Genomic DNA, 21,881 nt, shown 5'->3' with positions numbered 1-21,881 from the left:
GATCAAGAGGTTTGCGTCAAATCCGCGCCCCTTCCTGACGCAAACCTCTTGATCACCGGGGGGCGGGGGCTGGGGGCCGGGGCCGGGGGCGAGGGCCCGGGGGGCGGCGGGGCGGCGGGGCGGGGTGGGGGGTTGGGTGGGCAGTAGGATGGGGCGTTGTGCGGGTTCTCTTGGTGGGTGGTGGGGGGCGCGAGCATGCGCTTGCCCTCGGGTTGGTTCGTGATCCGGCTGTCGACGCGTTGATTGCCGCTCCGGGTAATCCGGGGATCGCCGAGGTCGCCGAGATGAAGGCCGTTACCGCGACCGATCCGGCCGCCGTGGCGGCGCTGGCGGTGGAGACCGCAGCCGACCTGGTGGTGATCGGCCCGGAGGCGCCGCTGGTCGCCGGTGTCGCCGATGCCGTACGAGCCAAGGGCATCGCCGTTTTCGGCCCGTCGGCCGAGGCCGCCCAGTTGGAGGGTTCGAAGGCGTTCGCCAAGGACGTGATGACCGCCGCCGGTGTGCCGACCGCCCGGGCGTACGTCTGTACGGACGAGGAGAGCACCGCGCGTGCGCTCGACGAGTTCGGCGCGCCGTACGTGGTGAAGGACGACGGTCTCGCCGCCGGCAAGGGCGTGGTGGTGACCGACGACCGGTCCGCCGCGCTGGCGCACGCCGCGGAGTGCGGCCGGGTCGTGGTCGAGGAGTTCCTCGACGGCCCGGAGGTCAGCCTGTTCGTGGTCACCGACGGCGAGGCCGCCCTGCCGCTGCTGCCAGCGCAGGACTTCAAGCGGATCGGCGACGGCGACAGCGGCCCCAACACGGGTGGCATGGGAGCGTACGCGCCGCTGCCGTGGGCACCGCCGGGCCTGGTCGACGACGTCATGCGCGACGTGGTGCACCCGACGCTGGCCGAGCTGCGCCGCCGGGGCACGCCGTTCGCGGGCCTGCTCTACGTCGGCCTGGCGATGACCGCCGCCGGCCCCCGGGTGATCGAGTTCAACGCGCGCTTCGGTGACCCGGAGACCCAGGTGGTGCTCGCGCTGCTGGAGACTCCCCTGGGTGGGTTGTTGCAGGCGGCGGCCACCGGCACGCTGGCCGAGCACCCGCCGTTGCGCTGGCGGGACGGCGCCGCCGTCACCGTGGTGCTCGCCGCGCAGGGCTACCCGGCCGCGCCGCGCACCGGCGATGTGATCACCGGCGCGGACCGGCCGGGAATCATCCACGCGGGCACCGCCCGCCGGGCCGGCGACGGCGCGTTGCTGTCCGCCGGCGGCCGGGTTCTCTGTGGTACGGCCACCGGCCGCGACCTGGCGGCTGCCCGGGAGGCGGCGTACGCGCTGGTGGACGGGGTGGAGTTGGCGGGCTCGCAGCATCGCACCGACATCGCCGCGGCCGCGATCGCCGGCCGGATCACGATCCCGGGCTGACCTCTCAGCCGTAGTAGCGGCGCAGCTCGCGGGCGAGGACCTTGCCGGTGGCGTTGCGGGGCAGGTACTTCACGTAGACCACGTCCCGGGGTACGGAGAAGCGGGCCAGGTAGTGCCGGACGTACTCGCGGACGGCCTCGGGGTCGAGCGTCTCGCCGGGGTGCAGGGCGAGGAACGCGGCGAGTCGCTGGCCGTACTCGGGGTCGGGTACGCCGATCACGGCGGCCTCGCGTACCTGCGGTAGCTGGGCGAGCAGGTCCTCCACCTCGGACGGGAACACGTTCTCGCCGCCGGAGACGATCATGTCGTCGGCCCGGCCGTCCACGAAGAGCAGTCCGTCGGGGTTGAGCCGGCCGAGGTCTCCGGTGTCGAGCAACCCGTCGCGGGTCTCCCGGGTGGCACCCGAGGTGTATCCCTCGAAGAGCATCTCGTTGCCGACGAAGATGCGCCCGACCTGTCCCGGCGGGACCGGTTGGCCGGCGTTGTCGAGCAGTTCCAGTCGGGTGCCGTGTGGTGGTCGGCCGGCCGTGGTGGGTGCCTGGCGCAGGTCCGCCGGGTTGGCGATGGACGCCCAGGAGACCTCGGTGGACCCGTACATGTTGTAGAGGACGTCTCCGTACGCGTCCATGAACTTCGGTGCGAGCCCGCCGGGCAGGGCCGATCCGCTGACCGCGACGACCTTGAGCGTGGGGCGTGGGTCCGGTGGGGGCACCTCCAGCAGTCGTTGGAGCATCACGGGTACGGCGAAGAGGGCGTCGCAGCGGTGGGTGACCAGGGCGGCGAGTGTGGCGGCCGGGTCGAAGCGGCGGTGCAGCACGATGGTGGCCCGCAGCGCGAAGCACACCTGGAGCGCGGCGAATCCCCAGGTGTGGAAGATCGGGGCGGCGATCAGCACCCGGTCCTTCGTGTGCAGGGGTATGCGGTCGATGATGGACACGAGCGGCCCGAAGCCGCTGGGTGTGGGACGGCGGGCGCCCTTGGGAGCACCGGTGGTGCCCGAGGTCAGCACGATGATCCGGCCGTCGCGCTCCGGCGGGTGCAGCTCGCCCGGTAGCGCCCCGGCCACCAGTTCCTCGCGGGCGCGTTCGTCGAGGCGGGGCAGTTCGGCGGGGAGGCCGAGGACCCGTTCGGCGAACTCGTCGTCGTGCACCAACAGCCGCAGCCGCTGTTCCTCGGCGACGGTGGCGAGTTGGGCGGCGGAGAGGCCCGTGTTGACGAGCACCGCGTCGACACCGAGCAGGGTCGCCGCGACGATCGTCTCGATGAGCCCGTGGTGGTTGCGGCAGAGGACGCCGATCCGGTCGCCGGGTTGTACGCCGAGCCCGGACCGCATCGACCGGGCCATCCGCTCGGCCCGGTCGAGGAGCGCCTGGTAGGTCAGCTCGACGCCGTTTTCGTCGATGATCGCCGGTCGCCCGGGGTCGCGGGCGGCCGCCTGGCGTAGTTCGCCGGCGAGGCTCCATCCCCAGGTACGCAGCGCGTTGAGCTGCGAGGCGATTCGGACCGGGCGGCCCGGGGTGAGCAGACCGCGACGGGTCAGCGTGGTGACGACGAACGGCAGGTCCATGCCGCAGACCTCCTTGGGGGCGGTGCGCGGACAGCCCCATCCGGCGGGGCGTCTTCCTTGATCATGCACCCGACGCGCCGGGCGGCCCAGCCGACGTCGGCGTGGGGTGACGTAGTCGGCACGGTTAGGCAGAAGCAGGATCGCCGGGTACGGGTCTGGCGGCACCGACCTGGGCCCGCGCCGACCGGTCGGGCCGTCGGCCGGAGCGGCCGCCGACCCGACGCTGGTCGGGCGCGAGGAGCGGAGGGTCAGCGGATCTGCATGCCGGAGATCGCTCGGGAGATGACCAGTCGCTGGATCTCGGACGTACCCTCGAAAATGGTGTAGATCTTGGCGTCGCGGTACCAGCGCTCGACCGGGTGGTCGCGCAGGAATCCGGCGCCGCCGAGCAGTTGTACCGCCTTCTCGGTGACGGACACCGCGACCTCGCCGGCCTTGAGCTTGGACATCGAGCCCTCGCCCGCGGTGAACGGGCGGTTGTTGCGGCCCATCCAGGAGGCCCGCCAGACCAGCAGTCGCGCGGCGTCGATCTCCATGCGCATGTCGGCCAGCGTGAACGCGACCGCCTGGTTCTCGATGATCGGCCGTCCGAACTGGACCCGGTCCTTGGCGTAGTCCAGGGCGTACTCGTAGGCGGCCCGCGCCACGCCGAGTGCCTGCGCGCCCACGGTGGGTCGGGACAGTTCGAAGGTACGCATCGCGGCCTGCCCGCTGGCGCGTTGCCCGGACCGGGCTCGTGCCAGGCGTTCGTCCAGGGCGTCCTTGCCGCCGAGCAGGCAGCGGCCGGGCACGCGTACCTCGTCGAGGAAGACGTCGGCGGTGTGCGACGCGCGCAGGCCGAGCTTGCGCAGCTTGCGGGTCGCGGCCAGGCCGGGGGTGCCCGGCGGTACGACGAACGCCGCCTGACCGCGCGAGCCGAGCGTGGGATCCACGGAGGCGGTGACCACGTGCACTCCGGCGATGCCGCCGTTGGTGGCGTACGCCTTCTGGCCGGTGAGCACCCACTCGTCGGTGGCCTCGTCGTAGACGGCGCGGGTGCGCATCGCGCTGACGTCGGAACCGGCCTCGGGTTCGCTGCTGCAGAACGCGGCGACGGCGGGCGAGTCGACGTCGCCGAAGCACTGCGGCACCCACTCGACCATCTGGTCCGGGGTGCCGGTGCCGTAGATGGCGGCGACGGCGAGGGAGGTGCCGAAGATGCTCAGGCCGATGCCGGCGTCACCCCAGAAGAGTTCCTCGCTGGCGATGGGCAGGGACAGCCCGGTCGGGTCGGCCCAGCAGGTGGCGAGGAACTCGAAGCCGTAGAGGCCGACCTTCGCGGCCTCCTGGATCACCGGCCACGGGGTGTCCTCGCGTTCGTCCCACTCGGCGGCGGCCGGGCGCACGACCTCGGCGGCGAAGCCGTGCACCCAGTCGCGTAGATCCCGCTGTTCCTCGTTCAGGTCGAGCGAGAACTCGGCCATGTCAGGCCTTGGGGATGTCGAACAGGTTGGCGATGTTGGCGGCGAGGCCGAGGTCGCCCTTCGCCTTCAGCTTGCCGGTCATGAACATCATGACCGGGTTGGCGCCGCCGGAGACGATCTTCAGGAACTCGACCGGGCCCATGGTGAGGCTCAGCTTCGGGTCGTGCTGCGGGGTCTCGTTCACCTCGCACTTGCCGTCGGCGATGGCCACCTCGTAGGTGTCGCTGCCGCCGTCGGGGCGACCGGTGATGATCCAGTGGATGACCGCGTTGGTGGAGCCGGCCCGGTCCGCGCGGAACAGCGACGGCATCCGGCCGAACACCTCACCGAGGACCTTGCCGCGCAGCTCGCCGGCCATCACCTGGGCGATCTTGTCGTCCGGGGTGGACTTGACCAGCTGGGCGAACTCCTTGGGCCCGACGTTGGCGAAGTTGGCCGGGTCGAAGTCAGTCATGAGACGCGCCTTCCGGAAGATTTGGCTACTCGTGCGTAACCCTACGCACGAGTAGGTATGCTCGCAAGGTGTCCACGCCTCCCGCGTTCAAGCGCCTCCCGCGCGCCGTACGCGAGCAACAGATGCTCGACGCGGCCGTGAAGGTCTTCTCCCGGCGCGGCTTCCACGCCGCCAGCATGGACGAGATCGCGGAGGACGCCGGCATCTCCAAACCCATGGTGTACGCGTACCTCGGCACCAAGGAGGAGCTCTTCGTCGCCTGCCTGCACCGGGAAGGGACCCGGATGATGCAGGCCATCGCCGGTGCCGCCGCCCCCGACCTGCCGGCCGACGAGCGGCTGTGGCGTGGACTCAAGGCGTTCTTCGGCTTCGTGGGCGCGCACCGCGACGGCTGGGCGGTGCTCTACCGGCAGGCCCGCGGCGAGCAGCCGTTCGCCGGTGAACTGGCCACCATGCGCGCCCGGCTGGTCGAGGTGGTCGCCGGGATGCTCGACCACGCGCTGCGCGAGGAGGGTCGCGAGATCGCGCCCACCGACCTGGAGGTCGTCGCGTACGCCCTGGTCGGCGCGACCGAGTCGCTGGCCGACTGGCTCGCCGACCACCCGGAGGCCGACCCGGAGAAGACTGCCACCCGGATGATGAACGTGGCCTGGCTCGGCGCCGCCCAGCTTCTGCACGGCGTCACCTGGCGTCCGCCGGTCGACTGACGGCCTCGGCGGAGAAAGCCTCGGTGTCCGGCGTCGCACGGCGGTGGTTGCGCAGCCAGCGGGCCACCTCGACGACCACCGTCACCGTCAGGGCGAGGCCCAGACCGAGCAGGAGACCGCGAAGAGGGTCCTGCTCGAACGCCAGCCCGCCGACGTAGCCGACCAGCGCCGAGTAGAGCCCCCACGAGCCGGCGGCGAGCGCGTCGAAGGCCAGAAAACGTCGCCGGGGGAACCGCACCGCACCCATGGTGAGGGTGACCGCGGTCCGGCCGCCCGGCACGTAGCGGGCCACGGTGAGGATCAGACCACCGCGCGTCGCGATTCCCCGACGGGCCCGGTCGATGGCCCTTGAGCGTCGGCCGTCGGCCGGCAGCCGGCCCAGCAGTCGCGCTCCGCCGCCCCGCCCGATGGCGTACGAGACGTGGTCGCCGACGAGCGCCCCGGCGGCGGCCACCACGATGACCGCGGGCAGGTACGGCGTTCCCGAGGCGGCGAACACCCCGGCCGTGATCACCGCCGTCTCGCTCGGCACCACCGGAAAGAAGCCGTCGAGCACGGCGATGGCGAAGAGGGCCAGGTACACCCAGGGCGAGGACATCGTGTCGTGCAGCAGGTCGAGCAGATCCATGATCCTGATGCTGCTGTCCGGGGCGGCCCCCGCCATCGGCCAGTGGTCAGGCGGGCGACACTACTTAGGTAGCTGTCGGCCCGGACGACGGCTCAGGGTGTTCCCCCACCACACCCCCGTCCTGTGCCGCGAGGCGGGCCGGCCCGTCCACCAAGCCCTACGCTCGCTGCGTGGCATCCACCACCGTCGCCGTCCGGCGAGCCTTCCAGCGGTACGCCTCGCTGCTGCTCGCGGTCGTTGTCGGGGCAGCGGTGTGGGCCAGCGCGGCCGGTGACCTCGGGGTCCGCTCGCCGCTGCCGGGCGTCGTCACGCTGGTCCTCGCCGTCGCCTCCGGCTGGGCCAGCGCTGCCGTGGGTACCCGTCGCTGGCCGTTGTTCCTGGTCGCGGCGGTTGGTTGGCTGGTGCTCGCCGCCGCGGCGGCCGGGGTGGTCGCCTCGTACCAGGCGGGGGTGCGGCTGCGGGGCCGCCAACTTGCCGGCTACCTCGTCGGCGTCGCCGTGGTGCTCGGCGGTGGGGTCGTGGTCGGGCAGCAGGTGGGTGGCGTACGCCGGATCACTACCGCGACCACCGGCAACGTGCTGCTGCTCGCCGTCTGCCTGGTCGGGCTTCCGTTGCTCTTCGGCCTCTGGATCCGCGCGCGTCGGGACACTCTCGCCGCGCTGCGGGACCGGGCCGAACGGCTGGAGCGCGAGCAGGAGGCCCACGCCGACCGGGTCCGCGCCGAGGAGCGGACCCGGATCGCGCGGGAGATGCACGACGTGGTGGCGCACCGGGTCTCGCTCATGGTCGTGCACGCCGGGGCCCTGGAGGTGACCGCCGCGAACCCGGCGACCGTCGAGACCGCCGCGCTCATCAGGACGACCGGCCGGGCGGCGCTCACCGACCTGCGTGAGGTGCTGGGTGTGCTCCGCCAGGCCGAGGCGGCGGTGTTGCCGGAGCGGGGGCTCGACGCGCTGGACGAGCTGATCGGGGAGTCCCGTGCCGCCGGTCTGCGGGTGTCCCGGGAGGACGAGGGCGCGCCGACCGCACTGCCCGCGACGTTGGGGCGCACCGCGTACCGGGTCGTCCGCGAGGCGTTGACCAACGTGCGCAAGCACGCGGCCGACGCCGAAACGGTCGTTCGCCTGCGCTTCCTCCCCGACGGGCTGGAGGTCGTCGTGCGCAACGGTCCGTCCGTGGCCGGGCCGGAGCTGCCCGGTGCCGGGCAAGGGCTGCTCGGGCTGCGGGAGCGGGTGGAACTGCTCGGCGGCCGGCTGGACGCGACGTCCGTCGACGGCGGTTTCCTGGTCCGTGCCCTGCTCCCGTTGGCGGGTGTGGCGTGATCCGGGTGCTGGTCGTCGACGACGAGCAGCTCGTCCGCGCCGGGCTACGGCTCATCCTCGAGGCGGCGAAGGACATCACCGTGGTCGGCGAGGCGGCGAACGGCGCCGGCGCGCTGGAGCAGGCCCACCGGTTGCGCCCCGACGTGGTGCTGCTCGACGTGCGGATGCCGGGCGTCGACGGGCTGACCGTCGCGCCGGAGTTGGTCGCCGCCGGCCCGAGGGTGATCATGCTGACCACCTTCGACCTCGACGAGTACGTGCACGGGGCGCTGCGTGCCGGTGCGGTCGGCTTCCTGCTCAAGGACACTCCGCCCCACGAGTTGGCCGCCGCCGTCCGTACGGTGGCCGCCGGCCACGCGATGCTGGCCCCGACGGTGACCCGGCGGCTGATCAGCTCGTTCGCCGAGCGAGGTCCGGCCCGTCGGGACGCGGCTCGCGAACGGCTCGCCGCGCTCACCGGACGGGAGCTGGAGATCGTGCGGGAGGTGGCACGCGGGCACGGCAACGCCGAGATCGCCAGGCGGCTGACGATGAGCGAGGCCACCGTGAAGGCGCATGTCAGCCGGGCGCTGGCGAAACTGCACGTGGGCAATCGGGTGCGGTTGGCGATCCTGGTGCACGACGCCGACCTGCTGTGACGTACCCCGGTGGCCGGGCGGCGATCACCGGCGGGAGGCCGCGCGCCGGTGTGCCTGGCGGCGCAGCCACCGGATCCCCTCCAGGCCGAAGGTGATGACGAGGGAGACTCCCACCCCGACCAGTACGCCCTTCACCGGGTCGCGTTCGAAGGCCAGCCCGCCGAAGTATCCCAGCAGGCCGCAGTACACGGCCCAGGTGAACGCCCCGATGCTGTCGTAGAGCAGGAACGCGCGGCGGGAGTAGCCCACCGCGCCCATGGTGAGGGTGACGGCGGTCCGGCCACCCGGGACGTACCGGCTGGTGGTCAGGATCATCCCGCCCCGGCGGTCCACCGCGCGGCGGGCCCAGTCGGAGCTGGCTCGCCGGCGGCTGCCGTCGGGCAGCCGGGCCAGCCGGCTCGCGCCACCGCCGCGCCCGATGGCGTACGAGATGTGGTCGCCGACCAGCGCGCCCACGCCGGCGCTGACGATCACGAGGGTGAGGCTGGGGTGACCGCCGCTGGCGGACAGCACCCCGGCGGTGATCACGGCGGCCTCGCCGGGCACCGCAGGGAAGAACGCGTCGACCGCGGTGAGGCCGAAGATCACCAGGTACACCCATGGCGAGGTGACCGTCCCACGGAGGAGGTCGAGCAGGGCGTCCATGCCCCCATGTTTGATGGCTCGGCGGCGGTCGGTGGCGCTTCGCCGACATTGCGCCGAATGGTCATCCGATCACCCCCTTGGCGCGGGCGACGAACTCCCGCACCTCGGGGGCATGGCCTCGCTCACTGCTTCTCGCTGCTGGGCGGAGGGTAGTGGGCGCCGTTGAAGGTGACTCGCAGCGAGTACACCGAGGTTCCGGCGGTGATGAACAGGTGGTTGCGTTTCGGCCCACCGAAGGCGAGGTTGGCTACCGGTTCGGGTAGCAGCAGCTTGCCGATCAGGGTTCCGTCGGGATCGAAGCAGTGCACACCGTCCCAGGCCCCCGCCCACACCCGCCCAGCGTCGTCGAGACGAATGCCGTCGAAACGGCCGAAGTCGCACTCAGCGAAGATCTTCCCACCGCTGAGGCTGCCATCGGCGGTGACGTCGAAGACGCGGATGTGACTCGGGTCCTGTCGGGTGTCCACCACGTAGAGCTGCTGTTCGTCGGCCGAGAACGCCAGGCCGTTGGGGCGGCTGAAGTCATTCGCGACGACGCGCATGTCGCCCGTCCCAGGGTCCAGGCGGAACACATAACAGGCGCCGTCGAACTCGTTGTCGCCTCTGTTGCCCTCATAGTCGTTGTGGATGCCGTAACTCGGGTCGGTGAACCAGATCGTGCCGTCGGCGCGGACGACCACGTCGTTGGGGCTGTTGAGCCGCTTGCCCTGGAAGCCGTCGGCCAGCACGGTGATCGTGCCGTCGTGCTCGGTGCGGGTGACCCGCCGATTGCCCTGCTCGCACGTGACAAGCCGACCCTGGCGGTCCACGGTGTTGCCGTTGGCGTAGCCCGAGCCGTGGCGGAAGACGCCGACAGCGCCGGTGGTCTCATCCCAGCGCAGCATCCGGTCGTTGGGGATGTCGCTCCACACCAGGTAGCGGCCTGCCGGAAAATACGCCGGCCCCTCAGTCTTGCGTGCGCCGCTGTGTAGCAGTTCGACGACAAAGTCGCCGTCGCAGCCACGGAACCGCTCATCCAGCAGGCGGAATTCAGTGGGAACAGTGTCGGTCATCGCCATCCCTCCCCTTGCGTCGGAGCATCATTCGGCAAAGGCACGTGGAAACCATACCTGGTATGGTAGGCAAGCCGGTCAACCGAATTGCGTTCAATGGAGATGCCTCGGTGGTAGATGACATCGACCGCGCGCTGCTGGCGCAGCTGCAGCGCGACGCCACCCAGTCCTATGCGGCACTGGCCAAGGCGGTGGGACTGTCCGCCGGCTCCGCCCATGACCGGGTACGCAAGCTGCGCGAACGCGGCGTGATCCGCCGGACCACCGTCGACGTCTCCCCGGCGCTCGTCGGCCGTGGCGTGTCGGCGTTCGTGATGGTCAGTGCCGACTCCTGGATGGGCGACGCCCGGACCAGCGACGCGCTTGCGGCTATTCCCGAGATCCAGGAAGCGCACATCATCGCCGGCGCGGCATCACTGCTGGTGAAGATCCGTACCGCGACGACCGAAGACCTGCAAGCGGCGCTGCGCCGCATCTTCGGCGTCGACGGCGTCACCGGCACCCAGGCCATGGTCGTGCTCGAGACGTTCTTCGAACGGCCGGTGAGCGTGCTCGACCAGCCCAGCGACCCGCACCCGCCGGACGCCGACGCGCCGCTACGTTGAGACCGAGCCGACCAGGGCCGGTGGGGTGAGCAGCGGACCGCACGGGATCTTGTCGTCGGCGGTGGGCCCGTGCGAGGTCAGCACCACCGGCGTGGCCAACTCCGCGCCCACCGCCTCGGCCCAGTCGGCCGGAGCGTCGTCGTACACCGGGCGGGAGCGCAGCAGGCGGTCGGTGAGCGCGGCCTGCCGGTCCAGGTCGCCGGGCGGGCCGGGGATGAGCCGGTCGCCGGTGTCGTAACGACGGCAGATCCGCAGGTCGGGACCGGCGAGGTCGAGATGGGTCAGCGCCAGGCCGTCGACCCCGCCGGCCGCCGCGAGGGCGTACCGGTGGGCGACGGCGTCGAAGTGGCCGAACCGGAACCGGCCCTGCCACGGGTTCGTCGGGTTGTGCCCGTCGACGAAGGGCAGCGTCGGGTCCTCGGTCACCAGCGGGCCGGGACCGTGCCGGGTGGTGACGGTCCGCAGCACGCCGATCCGGGTCAGCTCGCCGGCCTGTCCCGCCTCGGCGAGCAGCCGGTCGACGTTGGTGAACGTGGTGGTGCTCCACGTCGTGTACGGGTGGAAGCCGTGCCACTCGTCGAGCAGCACCCCCTGCGCGCCCTCGAAGACGCAGGTCCCCGAGCGCAGCGCCCCGGCGAGCCAGGTCCGGTCGACGATGGCGACCCGGCCGGCGAACCCGGTGTACGCGGGCAGGCAGTCCTGCACCGGCGGCGCGTCCAGCGGGCCGAGTTCGGCGGTCAGCCGGTCCCGCAGAACCGTCAACCGGCGGCGCAGCAGGGCAGGACGCCGGCAGTCGCCGACCCGGGGCGCGTCCTCGGGGTGGGCGAGGCCGTACGCGACGGTCTCGCCCACCCCCAGCCCGCAGGAGCCGTGCCGGGCGGCGCCCCGGGCGATCTCCCGGGCCCGGTTGGCGGCCTGGTGGTACGGGGTGGCGAGCAGCGCCTCGGAGTCGACGGTCAGCCGGTCCAGCGCGTCGGGCACCCCGACCGTGGCGAGATGGTCGGCCTCGGCGGCCAGGGCCAGCGGATCCACCACCACGTGCCGGGACAGGTGTGTCCCGACGCCGGGGTGGAACGTGCCCGCGCCGAACTGCGCGAACGTGTGGTGCCGCCCGTCGCGCAGGACGACGTTGTGCGCCGCCTGCGCGCCCCCGTTGAAGCGGACCACCGTGTGCACCGGGCGGGTGGCGCAGAGCCAGTCCACGACCGTGCCCTTGCCGGCGTCGCCGAAGCCGAGGTCGACCACCGCCACGTGATTCACAGCCGGGTCACCCCGCCGGTGGTGTCGTGGAACGCCGGCAGCGTCGACACCTCGGCCCGCCGACCCCGGCCGAGGCGGGCCAGCGCCTTGGACACCGTGCCGGTGGCGCCGGAGCCGGCGCGGTCCAGGTGGCGCAGGCCCTCGTCCAGGTCGATGGCCTGCTCGCCGAGGCCGATGGTGACCGCGATGGTCTCGCAGACCGCGTCCAGGTCGTCGAGCACGACGGCGTTCTGCCCGAGCAGGTCCCGCCAGAAGTCGAGCACCTTCGTGTTGCCGGCGTGGCTGCTGCCGGCGGGGAGCAGGTAGTAGGTGTCCCACCGCCGGGTCACCTCGTCGACGATCTGGCGCAGCGCCACGTCCTCGCCCAGGTTGTCACCGATCAGGCCGGCCACCTCCCGCGCCTTGACCCGCTGGTACGCCAGTTCGTCGCCGATGACGAACAGGTAGCCGCGCCGGCCGCGCTTCTCCCAGTTGTCGGTGGCGGTGTGCCGGGCCATGAAGTACAGGGCCAGCTCGTACGACTCGCTCATCTGCCCGCCGCCACCACCTTCGAGGACGATCCGGCCGAGGTCGTCGTCCATCCGGTTGTCCGACTCGAACTGGCCCACCTGCAGGGGCACCCGGTCGCAGGTGGCGTCGCCGATCGCGCCGAACATGATCTGCGGGTCGCTGGCGTAGCCCTGCCGTTGCAGGAGCCCGAGCAGTTGCGGCAGCTTGGTCTGCAAAACCCGCGGCACCATGCGCATCGAGCCGGTCACGTCGAAGAGCACCGCGACGGGCGTCGAGCGGGGGTGTTCGGCGGAGTCGCGGCTCTCCCGGGTCGCGTCGCGGGGGTCGAGCGCGGGGTGCACGGTCCGTGCCCCGCTGTCGCTGTAGGAGAACGCGCTGCGGCCGGTGGAGCGCCGGTAGCGGTCGGCGGCGTCGTACACGTCGGTGGACCAGGTTCCACTGCCCATGACAGCTCCTTTAGAGGGTGAAGGGTCGGAAGGTGCGTGGCCCGTAGAGCCGGTCCAGCACCTGGTCGAGTTCGCGCAGCAGGCCCCAGGCGTCGTCGGGCCGGCCGCGCAGGGAGGTCTGCCGGCAGCCCTGCGCGAAGGCGTTTAGCTCACGGGGTGCGCGCGGCCCCATCAGCCAGCTCATGCACGCGCTGGCCATCGCGAGGTCGGTGCCCGGACCGCAGGGCTGCCTGCGCAGCACCTCCTGCGGGTACCAGTCCTCGTGGTCCGGCACGAGCGCCGGGACCCTGGCACCGGCCGGGGCCGAGAAGCACCAGTCGACGAGCACCACGCCGTGGGCGTCCGGCTCGATCAGCACGTGTCGCGGCAGCACCGCGCCGTGCACCACGCCCGCCCGGTGGGCCAGGCCGAGCACCACCAGCAGTCGCCGCCACATCCAGGCCACGTCCCGGGCGTCCAACCCGTCGGGGTACGCGCGCCGCACCGCGTCGAGGTCGTGCAGGCCGGGCGCGGTGGCGAGCACGGTGATCCGCCGTTCCGCGCCGGTCGCGGGGTCGCGGTGCGCGAATTCGTCGACGAGCCGGGGTACGTACGGCAGGTAGCGCGGGTCGCCGCGCTCGGCGATGGTGTGCAGCGCGTGTGCCTCCCGCGCCATCAGGTCGTTGTCGGTGGGGCGTCGGGGGAGCTTGAGCAGCCGGTCGTCGCCGACGTCGTACAGGTCGGCCAGGTCGCCCGAGTGCGCCGGCGTGCCGAGCCGGTAGTCGCCGAGGACGGTGGTCCGCCGGGCCTGCCACCGGGTCGTGACGTGGACGAACGCGTCGAGGGCGTCGGCGCGTACCCCCGGGTCTGTCGGCAGCCGGTCGGGGTGCAGGGCCGCGACCAGCTCGCGGTAGCGGCGGGCCGGCTGGTCGGCGCCGAACAGCTCGGCGTCGGTGCGGGCGGCCGTGACCAGGTCGATGGCCTCGGCGGTCCTCATCGCACCGTCTCCTCGCGGGCCGGTCGCAGCAGCGCCGGGTGCAGCAGCCGGGCGTCGCCGGCCCGGTAGAGCCGGGCGCGGGGGCCGCCCCGGGCACCGCCGCGCTCGGTGCTCGCGCCGGTGCTCTCCACGAAGCCCGGCACGGAGAGCACCTTGCGGTGGAAGTTGCCGGCGTGCAGCGGGTGACCCCAGACCGTCTCGTAGACGGCCCGCAGCTCGCTGATCGTGAACTCGGCGGTGAGGAAGCGCGTGGCGAGCGGGGTGTACTCCAGCTTGGACCGGGCCCGCTCCAGCGCGTCGTCGATGATCCGGCCGTGGTCGAAGGCGAGCTGCCGGCTGGTCAGCGCCGTGACCGGCAGCCAGCTCGCCTCGTCGGCGTCCGAGCCGGCGGCGGCGTCCGGCAGGTCGGGGGCGAACGCGAGGTGGGCGATCGAGACGACGCGCATCCGCGGGTCACGGTCGGGAGCGCCGTAACTGCCCAACTGCTCCAGGTGTACGCGCCGGAGCCCTTCACCGCCGAGCCCGGTCTCCTCGGCCAACTCCCGGCGGGCGCCGGCGGTCAGGTCCTCCTCGGGGCGGACGAACCCGCCGGGCAGCGCCCAGTGCCCCGCGAAGGGTGCCTGGCCACGCCGGATGAGCAGCAGGTGCAGTTGGCCGTCGCGAATGGTCAGTGCCACCACGTCGACGGTCACGGCGACCGCCGGGTAGTCCCGAGGGTCGTACGCGGCCAGGAATCGCTGCTCGTCAACCATGTCTCTCTCAATCTGAGAACATCTCGCTGTGAGAACAACTTAGCGCAGACGTGCGCCCCTGCCAACCCCTTGGATCGGCAGGGGCGCGTCAGCGCACGAGACCCACCAGGTGCGGCCGGCCGCCGGAGTCGTGCAGGGCGAACCCGTCGTCCGGCAGGAGGGCGAAGTTCACCGTGCTCGGCAGCGGTACGGGCAGCTTGAAGGCCACCTCGACGGTGTAGGCGTCCGGCAGCCGCGTCTCGAGCGCGGCCAGGCATCGCGCCTTGCTCCACATGCCGTGCGCGATCGGTTGGCGGAAGCCGAACAGTCGCGCGCCGAGCCGGGAGGTGTGGATCGGGTTGTGGTCCCCGGAGACGCGCGCGTACTCGGTGCCCACCCGGGGCTCGACCCGCCACCGGGCGGTGGCCGTGGGCGGTGTCGGACGTTCGCCCCGCTCGCGGCCGCCGGGTGTGCGCTCGCGGCCCAGGTACGTCGAGACGCCGCGCCAGACCTCCTCCCCGTCGACCGAGCCGACCAGCACCACGTCCACCTGCCGCCCCCGGTCGTGCGGGCGCAGGTCCTGGGCGTACGTGGTGAAGTCGAGGGTCTCGTCGGCGGTGATCGGGCGATGGATGGTGATCCGGTTGCCGACGTGCACCACGCCGGTCAGCGCGATGGGGAAGCCGGGCGTGGTCATCAGCCGCAGGGCCAGCGGAAAGCCCAGGATGTGCGGGTACGTCCCGGGCAGCCGGTCGGTGAGCCGGAACCCGCACACCCGGTCGTAGTCGGCCAGGTGGGCCCGGTCGACCCGCACGCCGCGAACGGCGAGCTCGACCGCCGGCAGGTCGTTGCTCTTCCGCCCCCGGCCCAGGCCCGGCAGCGCGCCGAGCGCAGCCCGCCGGTAGAGCGCCCCGGCGGCCGGCATCCGGGCCAGCTCGACGAGCTCGCGGCCACCCGTGCCGGCCGGCCCGTGGCCGCCCAGGTCGGTGGTCACCTCGGTTGCCGACGCGCTCAGGTCGTGTGTCTGCTCGACGCTCGGGTCGGCGTCGGTGGACTCCGGCCGGCGGATCGCGTCCAGGGTCTCCCGCGACAGGATCTCGGTCGGGCCCTCGATCAGCTCGTGGACCGACAGGTCGTCCGGCTCTCTCTTGCGGCCCATCACGCCCCCAGCAGACTCTGGCCGCAGACCCGGACCACGTTGCCGCTGATCGCGCCGCTCGCCGGCCAGGCCAACCAGCCGATCGTCTCGGCCACGTCCACCGGCAGCCCGCCCTGGGCCAGGCTGTTCATCCGTCGGCCCGCCTCGCGGACGACCAGCGGGATGCGGGCGGTCAGCCGGGTCTCGATGAAGCCGGGCGCCACGGCGTTGACGCTGATCCCCCGGTCGCGCAGGGCCGGGGCGAGAGAGTCGACCAGGCCGATCACGCCGGCCTTGCTGGTGGCGTAGTTGGTCTGACCCCGGTTGCCGGCGATCCCGGCGATCGAGGACACCCCGATGATCCGCCCGCCGGCCGGGATCAACTCCCGTTCCAGCAGTACGTCGTTGATCCGCTCCTGACTGGACAGGTTGACGTCGATGACCTGGTCCCACCGGTCGGCGTCCATCCGGCCGAGCGTCTTGTCGCGGGTGATGCCCGCGTTGTGCACCACCGCGTCGACGCGCCCGTGCCGGGTGGCCAGGTGGTCGGCGAGCCGGGTCGGCGCGTCCGGGGCGGTCAGGTCGAGCTGGACCGCCGTACCGCCGATGTCGTTCGCGACCGCCGCGAGGGCGTCCCCGGCCGCCGGGATGTCCAGCGCGACCACCTGGGCGCCGTCGCGGGCGAGGACCCCGGCCAGGGCCGCGCCGATTCCCCGGGCCGCCCCGGTGACCAGCACGACCTGCCCGTCCAGCGGACGGTTCCAGTCGTCCGGGGCGGTCGCCGTGCCGGTGCCGACCCGGACGACCTGCCCCGAGACGTACGCGGACCGGCCGGACAGCAGGAACCGGAGGGTCGCTTCGAGGCTGGTGGCATCACCGTCCCGAGCCACCTGGACGAGCTGGGCCGTGGTGCCCCGGCCGAACTCCTTGCCGATGCTGCGGACCAGCCCTTCCAGGGCCCGCTGGGCGGTCGCCTCGCGCGGGGTCGGGCACTCACCGGGCGGGGTGCCGAGCACGATCACCCGGCCGCTGGGCAGCAGGGTGCGGGCGTGCGGGTGGAAGAAGTCGTAGAGCTGGCGCAGTTGCGTCGAGTCGGTGATGCCGGTCGCGTCGTACCCGAGAGCGCCGAAGCGGTCCTGCCCCTCGGCCGTGCCGCCGTCGCGCAGCTCGACCCCGGCGGCGGTCAGGATCGTCCGGACCGGCTCGGCGAGTCGGCCGCCGTCGGCCGCGCCGAGCAGCGCCGGGCCGGGCAGCAGCGGGTCGCCGGGCTGGTGCCGGCGCAGTCGCGGCGGATCGGGCAGCCCGAGACGCTTCACCAGCGTGCGGCCGGCGGCCGATTGGACGAAGCTCGCGTACCTGTCGGTCATGGGCGTAGCCTACTGGCGAGTAAGGTTCGAGCAACACTCGCGAGGAGGCGGATCGTGCAGAGCATCCGGAGGGTCGCGGTCATCGGGGGCAACCGCATCCCCTTCGCCCGTTCCAACTCCCGCTACGCCGACGCGTCCAACGCCGACCTGCTCGGCGCGGCGCTCGACGGTCTGATCGCCCGGTACGGGCTGGCCGGGCAGCGGGTCGGCGAGGTGGTCACCGGGGCGGTGCTCAAGCACTCCCGCGACTTCAACCTCACCCGCGAGGTCGTCCTCGGATCCCGGCTCGACCCGCACACCCCGGCGTACGACATCCAGCAGGCCTGCGGCACCGGCCTGGAGGCCGCGATCCTCGTCGCCAACAAGATCGCCCTCGGTCAGCTCGACGTGGGCATCGCCGGCGGTGTCGACACCACCTCCGACGCGCCGCTCGCGGTCAACGAGGACATGCGTCGTACGCTGCTCAAACTCAACTCCGCCCGCACGGTCGGCCAGCGGCTGAAGATCGCCGCGAAGCTGCGCCCGCTCCAGCCGTTCAAGCCGGACATCCCCCGCAACGCCGAACCGCGCACCGGCCTGTCCATGGGTGACCACGCCGCCCAGACCGCGCTGCGCTGGCAGATCGACCGGCGCTCCCAGGACGAGCTGGCACTGCGCTCGCACCAGCGGCTCGCCGCCGCGTACGACAAGGGCTTCTTCGACGACCTGATGACGCCGTACCTGGGCCTGACCCGCGACCAGAATCTCCGCCCGGACACGAGCGTGGAGAAGCTCGGCGCCCTCAAGCCGGTCTTCGGCACCCGCGGCCCGGACGCCGAGCAGGCCACCATGACCGCCGGCAACTCCTCGCCGCTCACCGACGGCGCGTCCACCGTGCTGCTGGCCAGCGAGGAGTGGGCTGCCGCGCACAACCTGCCGGTGCTGGCCTGGTTCAGCTGGTCGGAGACGGCGGCCGTCGACTTCGTACACGGCGACGAAGGGCTGCTGATGGCCCCCGCGTACGCGGTGCCCCGGATGCTGGCCCGCGCCGGGCTCACGTTGCAGGACTTCGACTACTACGAGATCCACGAGGCGTTCGCCTCGCAGGTGCTGGCGACCCTCGCCGCCTGGGAGTCGCCGGAGTTCTGCAAGGACCGGCTCGGCCTGGACGCCCCGCTGGGCGCGATCGACAGCGACCGGCTCAACGTCAACGGTTCGTCGCTGGCCGCCGGGCACCCGTTCGCCGCGACGGGTGGGCGGATCGTCGCCACGCTGGCCAAACTGCTCGCCGAGAAGGGCAGCGGACGCGGGCTGATCTCCATCTGCGCGGCCGGCGGCCAAGGCGTGACCGCCATTTTGGAGCGTTGAGCGCTCGATCGTCCCTTACCGGGGTGACCGCCAGCAGGCGTTAACGGACTGTTCAGCGGGCCGTCCGCAGGCGGTGGGTTTACCACGCGACGGTGATCGCTGCCGCGTCTTCGACGCAGCGCTGATCACTCCTGCGTGCGGAACGGGGCCGTATCTCCATGGAGTCCGTCGTCCCCGGGACGACCACCCTGTCGGTGGTCATCCCGATGTTCAACGAGACCGCTGTCATCCCGGCCCTGGTGGCCCGACTGCGGCCGGTGCTCGACGCGCTCGGCGTCGACTACGAGGTGGTCGCCGTCGACGACGGCAGCGCCGACAACACCGTGTCGGTGCTCTTCGACCACGGCCGGAACTGGCCGCAGTTGCGGGTGCTCCGGCTCCGGCGCAACAGCGGTCACCAGGCGGCGTTGACGGCGGGCCTGCACCGGGCCGTCGGCCGGTGGATCGTCAGTCTCGACGCCGACCTGCAGGACCCGCCCGAGGCCATCGCCGAGATGCTGCGGGTGGCCCGGACGGACGCCGTGGACGTGGTCTACGGCGTCCGGGCGGACCGCAGCACCGACACCATCTTCAAGCGCAACACCGCCCGCGCCTACTACTGGGTGATGCGGCGGATCGTGGGCGCCGATCTGCCCGCCCAGGCGGGTGACTTCCGGCTGCTCAGCCGGGACGTCGTCGAGGTGCTGCGGCGGCTGCCGGAACGCGCGCCGGTCTACCGGCTGCTGGTGCCGTCGCTCGGCTTCCCCAGCGCCGAGGTGCGCTACACCCGCGCGGCGCGGGCCGCCGGGGAGACCAAGTACCCGCTGCGTCGGATGGTCGCGCTGGCCTGGGAGAGCACGGCGAACTTCTCGGCCGCGCCCTTGCGCCTGGCCACCTGGATGGGGATGTCGAGCTTCCTGCTCTGCCTGGCCCTGATCGTCTTCGGCATGGTCGTGCACGTCTCCGGTGCCACCATCCCCGGCTGGACCTCGATGTTCGTCGCGGTGCTGTTGCTCAGTGGGGTGCAGTTGGTCTGTCTCGGCCTGCTCGGCGAGTACGTCGGCCGGATCTACGCGACAGTGCAGAACCGGCCCGCCTTCCACGTCGGGTTCGACTCCCGGGACGGGGTTCCGGGCGCGGAGGCAGATGCACGTGGTCGTGTCGGTGACGACGTTGTCCGCCTCCGTGGCTGACGCCCTGCTGGCCGAGCGGGTCGACACTCCGGCCCCAGCCTCGGCCCCGCACCGGAACGCTCTCGTGCCGATTCTCAGCACGCTTCCGTGGGTGCTCGTGATCGGCGCGCTGCTCGTGGTGTGGTCACGGGGCAGCGTGCCGGTGCCGGACCTCGCGGGGTTCTCCGCGTACTGGGCGTTCGCGCTGGTGCTGCCCGGGACCCTGGTGCACCGCGCGCTGCGCGGCGGTCGCGGCAACCTCCCCGAGGACCTCGGCTTCGGCGCGGCCACCGGCCTGCTGTTGGAGATCGTCGCCTGGGCGTTGGCAGCGGCGGCCGGTCAACAGACCCTGCTGCGGTGGTGGCCGCTACCCGTACTCGTCGCGTTCGCCGCCGTGCCCGGGCTGCGCCGGCACTGGCGGGTCGGCGAACGCCGTCCGCTGCCGGTCGGTTGGCACTACGGCATGGGCGCGGCGCTGCTGGTGGTGCTGGCCTGGGGGTACGTCCAGTGGCGGATGGTCCCGCTGCCTCCGGTGTCCGGCGGCTACTACCAGGACGTGCTCTACCACCTGGGTCTGGTGCAGGAGTTGACCCGGGCGATGCCGTTCGAGTTGCCGCACGTCGCGGGGGAGGCGCTGCGCTACCACTACCTCTCCGACGCCCACATCGCCAGCGGCAGCATGATCACTGGCATCGCGCCGACGACGGTGCTGCTGCGACTCTGGTTGGTACCGGTGGTCGGCGTGGCGGTGGTGCTCGCGGCCGGGCTCGCCCGCGACCTGAGTGGAGCGGTCTGGGCCGGTCCGGTGGCCGCCCTCACCGCTTTCACCGGTGCGGCGGTCACGCTCGGCTCGCCCGTGGGTGCGTCCGGCGAGATGCCGCTCTCCTACGCCAGCCCCTCCCAGACGTACGTGCTGGTGCCGTTGTTGCTGCTGGCCGGGCTCGTTGTCGACGCGGCCAGGGGGCGTTCCCTCGGCCCGGCCTGGCCGCTGGTCCCGGCGCTCGGGCTGGTCTGTGCGGGGGCGAAGTCCAGCGCGTTGCCGCCGCTGATCGCCGGCCTGGGTCTCACCGCCGTGGTGTTCTGGTGGCGCAAGCGGCAGATCCCCCGACCCGCCCTGGTGGCGTTGGCCTGCCTGGTGGCGGCGATGGCGCTCGGTTTCCGGCTGTTCGCCGGTGGCGGGGCCTCCACCCTGCGCGTGCAGGCGTTGGCGTTGCTGCACTTCGTCGCCCCGTACGCCGAGACGCTCGGGCCGGGTGACGGGATCTGGCCGAGCGCACCGCTGCCACCGGGCATCAACGACGGTGGTGTCCTCGGATGGCTGCTGGCGTTCGCGGTGGTGGGCTGGTGGGTGCTGGGTCAGTCGCCACGGTGGGTGGGCATGGGCCTGCTCCGCGAGCGTGGGCACCGGGCCGATCCGGCGGTCTGGCTGCTCGCCGGCACGGTCCTCGCCGGGGCCGCCACCACCTGGGTGTTCCAGCACCCGTCGATCAGTCAGATCTACTTCTGGATGGGCGTCATCCCGATCGGCGTCGTGCTCACCACCTGGTCTCTCGCTGCGGCTCGGGCGTCCTGGCCGGTGCTGGTGGTGCCCGCCGTGGCCGGCGGGTTGGCGGGGCTCGCCACCGCCGGCACGGTGGTGGGTTTCGCCGTGCCGAGGATCAGCCGGCCCGGCACCCCCACCACCTCGACGATCGAGGGGTGGCTGCGGGTCCTGGGTCTCTCGGCCGCACGGTACGTGCTGTTCGTGGCGGTTGCCGCCGCGCTCGCCGTCGCAGTGGCGGCCCTGTGGGGGCGTCGCGTTTCGGCGCCGGCAAATGCGGGAGCAGGTCGTCGGCGAACGGTGACGATCGCCGTGGCCGGGGTCACCGCGGCGCTGCTCGGTGCCAGCGCCGCCGTCGTGCTGGGCGGGACGGTTCGCTCGGTGCTGACCGAGCCGGGGCCGCCGGCCACCGGACCGCAGCCGTACTCGCTGACCGCCGCCGAGATGCGCGCGGCGCTGTGGCTTGACGACAACGCCGCCGACGATGACGTGGTCGCCACCAACGTCCACTGCCGGCCGGTGCGGACCACCCCGCACTGCGACGCCCGGGCGTTCTGGGTGACCGGGCTGGGCGGGCACCGCACGGTGGTGGAGAGCTGGGGCTACACCGACGCGGTGGTGGCCGCGCACGGCGTCGACAACCTGGGGTACGCCCGGCAGAGCTTTCCCGACCAGGAGTTGCTCGCGCTCAACGACGGGGTGTTCAGTGCGCCGACCCTGGCCGACCTGGATCGGCTCCGGACGGAGTACGGGGTCCGTTGGCTCTTCGCCGACAGCAGGGCCGGTGCGGTGTCGCCGGAGCTGGCCCGGCTGGCCCAGATCCGGCTGGTCGCCGGCCCGGTGACCGTCTACGAGCTCACCCGATCCTGACCGCCTCCGGGGTCCGGCCCGGTCCAGGCGCCGGTCAGCGGGTGCGGGACAATGA

The 21,881-nt window shown here is 72.6% G+C and carries 20 protein-coding genes; 8 read left to right on the top strand and 12 right to left on the bottom strand.

Going from position 1 to position 21,881, the window contains the following annotated elements; genetic code table 11:
- Positions 1-158: 158 nt before the first annotated feature.
- On the top strand, positions 159-1,409 hold the full coding sequence (gene purD / locus AB0J36_RS10390; protein ID WP_357395034.1) for a phosphoribosylamine--glycine ligase: 1,251 nt from the start codon (positions 159-161) through the stop codon (positions 1,407-1,409).
- Between the two features lie 4 nt (positions 1,410-1,413).
- On the opposite strand, the gene AB0J36_RS10385 is transcribed toward purD, so the two are convergent.
- From AB0J36_RS10385 to AB0J36_RS10375, 3 genes are all read right to left on the bottom strand, one after another.
- On the bottom strand, positions 1,414-2,976 hold the full coding sequence (locus AB0J36_RS10385; protein WP_357395035.1) for an AMP-binding protein: 1,563 nt from the start codon (positions 2,974-2,976) through the stop codon (positions 1,414-1,416).
- A 248-nt stretch (positions 2,977-3,224) separates the two neighbouring features.
- The gene (locus tag AB0J36_RS10380; protein WP_357171679.1) at positions 3,225-4,439 is read right to left on the bottom strand and encodes an acyl-CoA dehydrogenase family protein; all 1,215 of its coding nucleotides are present in this window, start codon (positions 4,437-4,439) and stop codon (positions 3,225-3,227) included.
- 1 nt (position 4,440) lies between these two features.
- Complete coding sequence (locus tag AB0J36_RS10375) at positions 4,441-4,893, bottom strand: SCP2 sterol-binding domain-containing protein (RefSeq protein WP_355048433.1); 453 nt, start codon at positions 4,891-4,893, stop codon at positions 4,441-4,443.
- 68 nt (positions 4,894-4,961) lie between these two features.
- Here AB0J36_RS10375 and AB0J36_RS10370 point away from each other — a divergent pair, with 68 nt between their 5' ends.
- Entirely contained in the window at positions 4,962-5,600 is a 639-nt protein-coding gene (locus AB0J36_RS10370; protein WP_355048432.1) for a TetR/AcrR family transcriptional regulator, read from the top strand.
- Here AB0J36_RS10370 and AB0J36_RS10365 read toward each other — a convergent pair.
- A complete protein-coding gene (locus AB0J36_RS10365) occupies positions 5,575-6,231 on the bottom strand; it encodes a VTT domain-containing protein (RefSeq protein ID WP_357132279.1) in 657 nt (218 codons plus the stop codon). The genes AB0J36_RS10370 and AB0J36_RS10365 overlap by 26 nt on opposite strands.
- A gap of 167 nt (positions 6,232-6,398) precedes the next feature.
- Between AB0J36_RS10365 and AB0J36_RS10360 the strand changes: the two genes are divergently transcribed.
- Together AB0J36_RS10360 and AB0J36_RS10355 are read left to right on the top strand one after the other, a co-directional pair.
- Positions 6,399-7,550 carry a histidine kinase gene (locus tag AB0J36_RS10360; RefSeq protein ID WP_357395036.1) on the top strand — a complete coding sequence of 384 codons (1,152 nt, stop codon included), beginning with the start codon at positions 6,399-6,401 and terminating at the stop codon, positions 7,548-7,550.
- Positions 7,547-8,188, top strand: coding sequence for a response regulator transcription factor (locus AB0J36_RS10355; protein WP_357132182.1), 642 nt, complete (start codon positions 7,547-7,549; stop codon positions 8,186-8,188). The genes AB0J36_RS10360 and AB0J36_RS10355 overlap by 4 nt, the downstream gene beginning before the upstream one ends.
- A 24-nt stretch (positions 8,189-8,212) precedes the next feature.
- On the opposite strand, the gene AB0J36_RS10350 is transcribed toward AB0J36_RS10355, so the two are convergent.
- Together AB0J36_RS10350 and AB0J36_RS10345 are read right to left on the bottom strand one after the other, a co-directional pair.
- On the bottom strand, positions 8,213-8,833 hold the full coding sequence (locus AB0J36_RS10350; RefSeq protein WP_355048429.1) for a DedA family protein: 621 nt from the start codon (positions 8,831-8,833) through the stop codon (positions 8,213-8,215).
- 122 nt (positions 8,834-8,955) lie between these two features.
- On the bottom strand, positions 8,956-9,885 hold the full coding sequence (locus tag AB0J36_RS10345; protein WP_357395037.1) for an SMP-30/gluconolactonase/LRE family protein: 930 nt from the start codon (positions 9,883-9,885) through the stop codon (positions 8,956-8,958).
- A gap of 110 nt (positions 9,886-9,995) precedes the next feature.
- Between AB0J36_RS10345 and AB0J36_RS10340 the strand changes: the two genes are divergently transcribed.
- The gene (locus tag AB0J36_RS10340) at positions 9,996-10,490 is read left to right on the top strand and encodes an Lrp/AsnC family transcriptional regulator (RefSeq protein ID WP_357395115.1); all 495 of its coding nucleotides are present in this window, start codon (positions 9,996-9,998) and stop codon (positions 10,488-10,490) included.
- On the opposite strand, the gene AB0J36_RS10335 is transcribed toward AB0J36_RS10340, so the two are convergent.
- The 6 genes from AB0J36_RS10335 to AB0J36_RS10310 form a co-directional block, all read right to left on the bottom strand.
- Positions 10,482-11,750 (bottom strand): adenylosuccinate synthetase, encoded by a 1,269-nt coding sequence (locus AB0J36_RS10335; protein WP_357395038.1) that lies wholly within the window; start codon positions 11,748-11,750, stop codon positions 10,482-10,484. The two genes, AB0J36_RS10340 and AB0J36_RS10335, sit on opposite strands and share 9 nt — an antisense overlap.
- On the bottom strand, positions 11,747-12,706 hold the full coding sequence (locus AB0J36_RS10330) for a hypothetical protein (RefSeq protein WP_357171672.1): 960 nt from the start codon (positions 12,704-12,706) through the stop codon (positions 11,747-11,749). Before AB0J36_RS10330 ends, AB0J36_RS10335 begins: the two co-directional genes overlap by 4 nt.
- 10 nt (positions 12,707-12,716) lie before the next feature.
- On the bottom strand, positions 12,717-13,682 hold the full coding sequence (locus AB0J36_RS10325) for a serine/threonine protein kinase (RefSeq protein ID WP_357395039.1): 966 nt from the start codon (positions 13,680-13,682) through the stop codon (positions 12,717-12,719).
- The gene (locus AB0J36_RS10320; protein ID WP_357395040.1) at positions 13,679-14,434 is read right to left on the bottom strand and encodes an NUDIX domain-containing protein; all 756 of its coding nucleotides are present in this window, start codon (positions 14,432-14,434) and stop codon (positions 13,679-13,681) included. Before AB0J36_RS10320 ends, AB0J36_RS10325 begins: the two co-directional genes overlap by 4 nt.
- A gap of 88 nt (positions 14,435-14,522) precedes the next feature.
- Positions 14,523-15,338 (bottom strand): MaoC/PaaZ C-terminal domain-containing protein, encoded by an 816-nt coding sequence (locus tag AB0J36_RS10315; protein WP_357171826.1) that lies wholly within the window; start codon positions 15,336-15,338, stop codon positions 14,523-14,525.
- Between the two features lie 233 nt (positions 15,339-15,571).
- Positions 15,572-16,918 (bottom strand): 3-oxoacyl-ACP reductase, encoded by a 1,347-nt coding sequence (locus tag AB0J36_RS10310; RefSeq protein ID WP_357171668.1) that lies wholly within the window; start codon positions 16,916-16,918, stop codon positions 15,572-15,574.
- A 54-nt stretch (positions 16,919-16,972) separates the two neighbouring features.
- Here AB0J36_RS10310 and AB0J36_RS10305 point away from each other — a divergent pair, with 54 nt between their 5' ends.
- The 3 genes from AB0J36_RS10305 to AB0J36_RS10295 all read left to right on the top strand — a co-directional run bounded on the left by AB0J36_RS10305 (position 16,973) and on the right by AB0J36_RS10295 (position 21,826).
- Complete coding sequence (locus AB0J36_RS10305) at positions 16,973-18,265, top strand: acetyl-CoA C-acetyltransferase (RefSeq protein ID WP_357132160.1); 1,293 nt, start codon at positions 16,973-16,975, stop codon at positions 18,263-18,265.
- Positions 18,266-18,423: 158 nt separating this feature from the next.
- Positions 18,424-19,437, top strand: a complete 1,014-nt coding sequence (locus AB0J36_RS10300) for a glycosyltransferase family 2 protein (protein ID WP_357395041.1) — start codon at positions 18,424-18,426, stop codon at positions 19,435-19,437.
- Entirely contained in the window at positions 19,391-21,826 is a 2,436-nt protein-coding gene (locus tag AB0J36_RS10295) for a hypothetical protein (protein ID WP_363660417.1), read from the top strand. The genes AB0J36_RS10300 and AB0J36_RS10295 overlap by 47 nt, the downstream gene beginning before the upstream one ends.
- The last annotated feature ends 55 nt before the right edge of the window (positions 21,827-21,881 follow it).

This window comes from Micromonospora sp. NPDC049662 (assembly GCF_040675055.1).
In the GTDB taxonomy this organism is placed as follows: Bacteria; Actinomycetota; Actinomycetes; order Mycobacteriales; family Micromonosporaceae; genus Micromonospora.
Note: the sequence above shows the minus strand (reverse complement) of the source record. Positions and strands in the feature narration are given on the sequence as shown.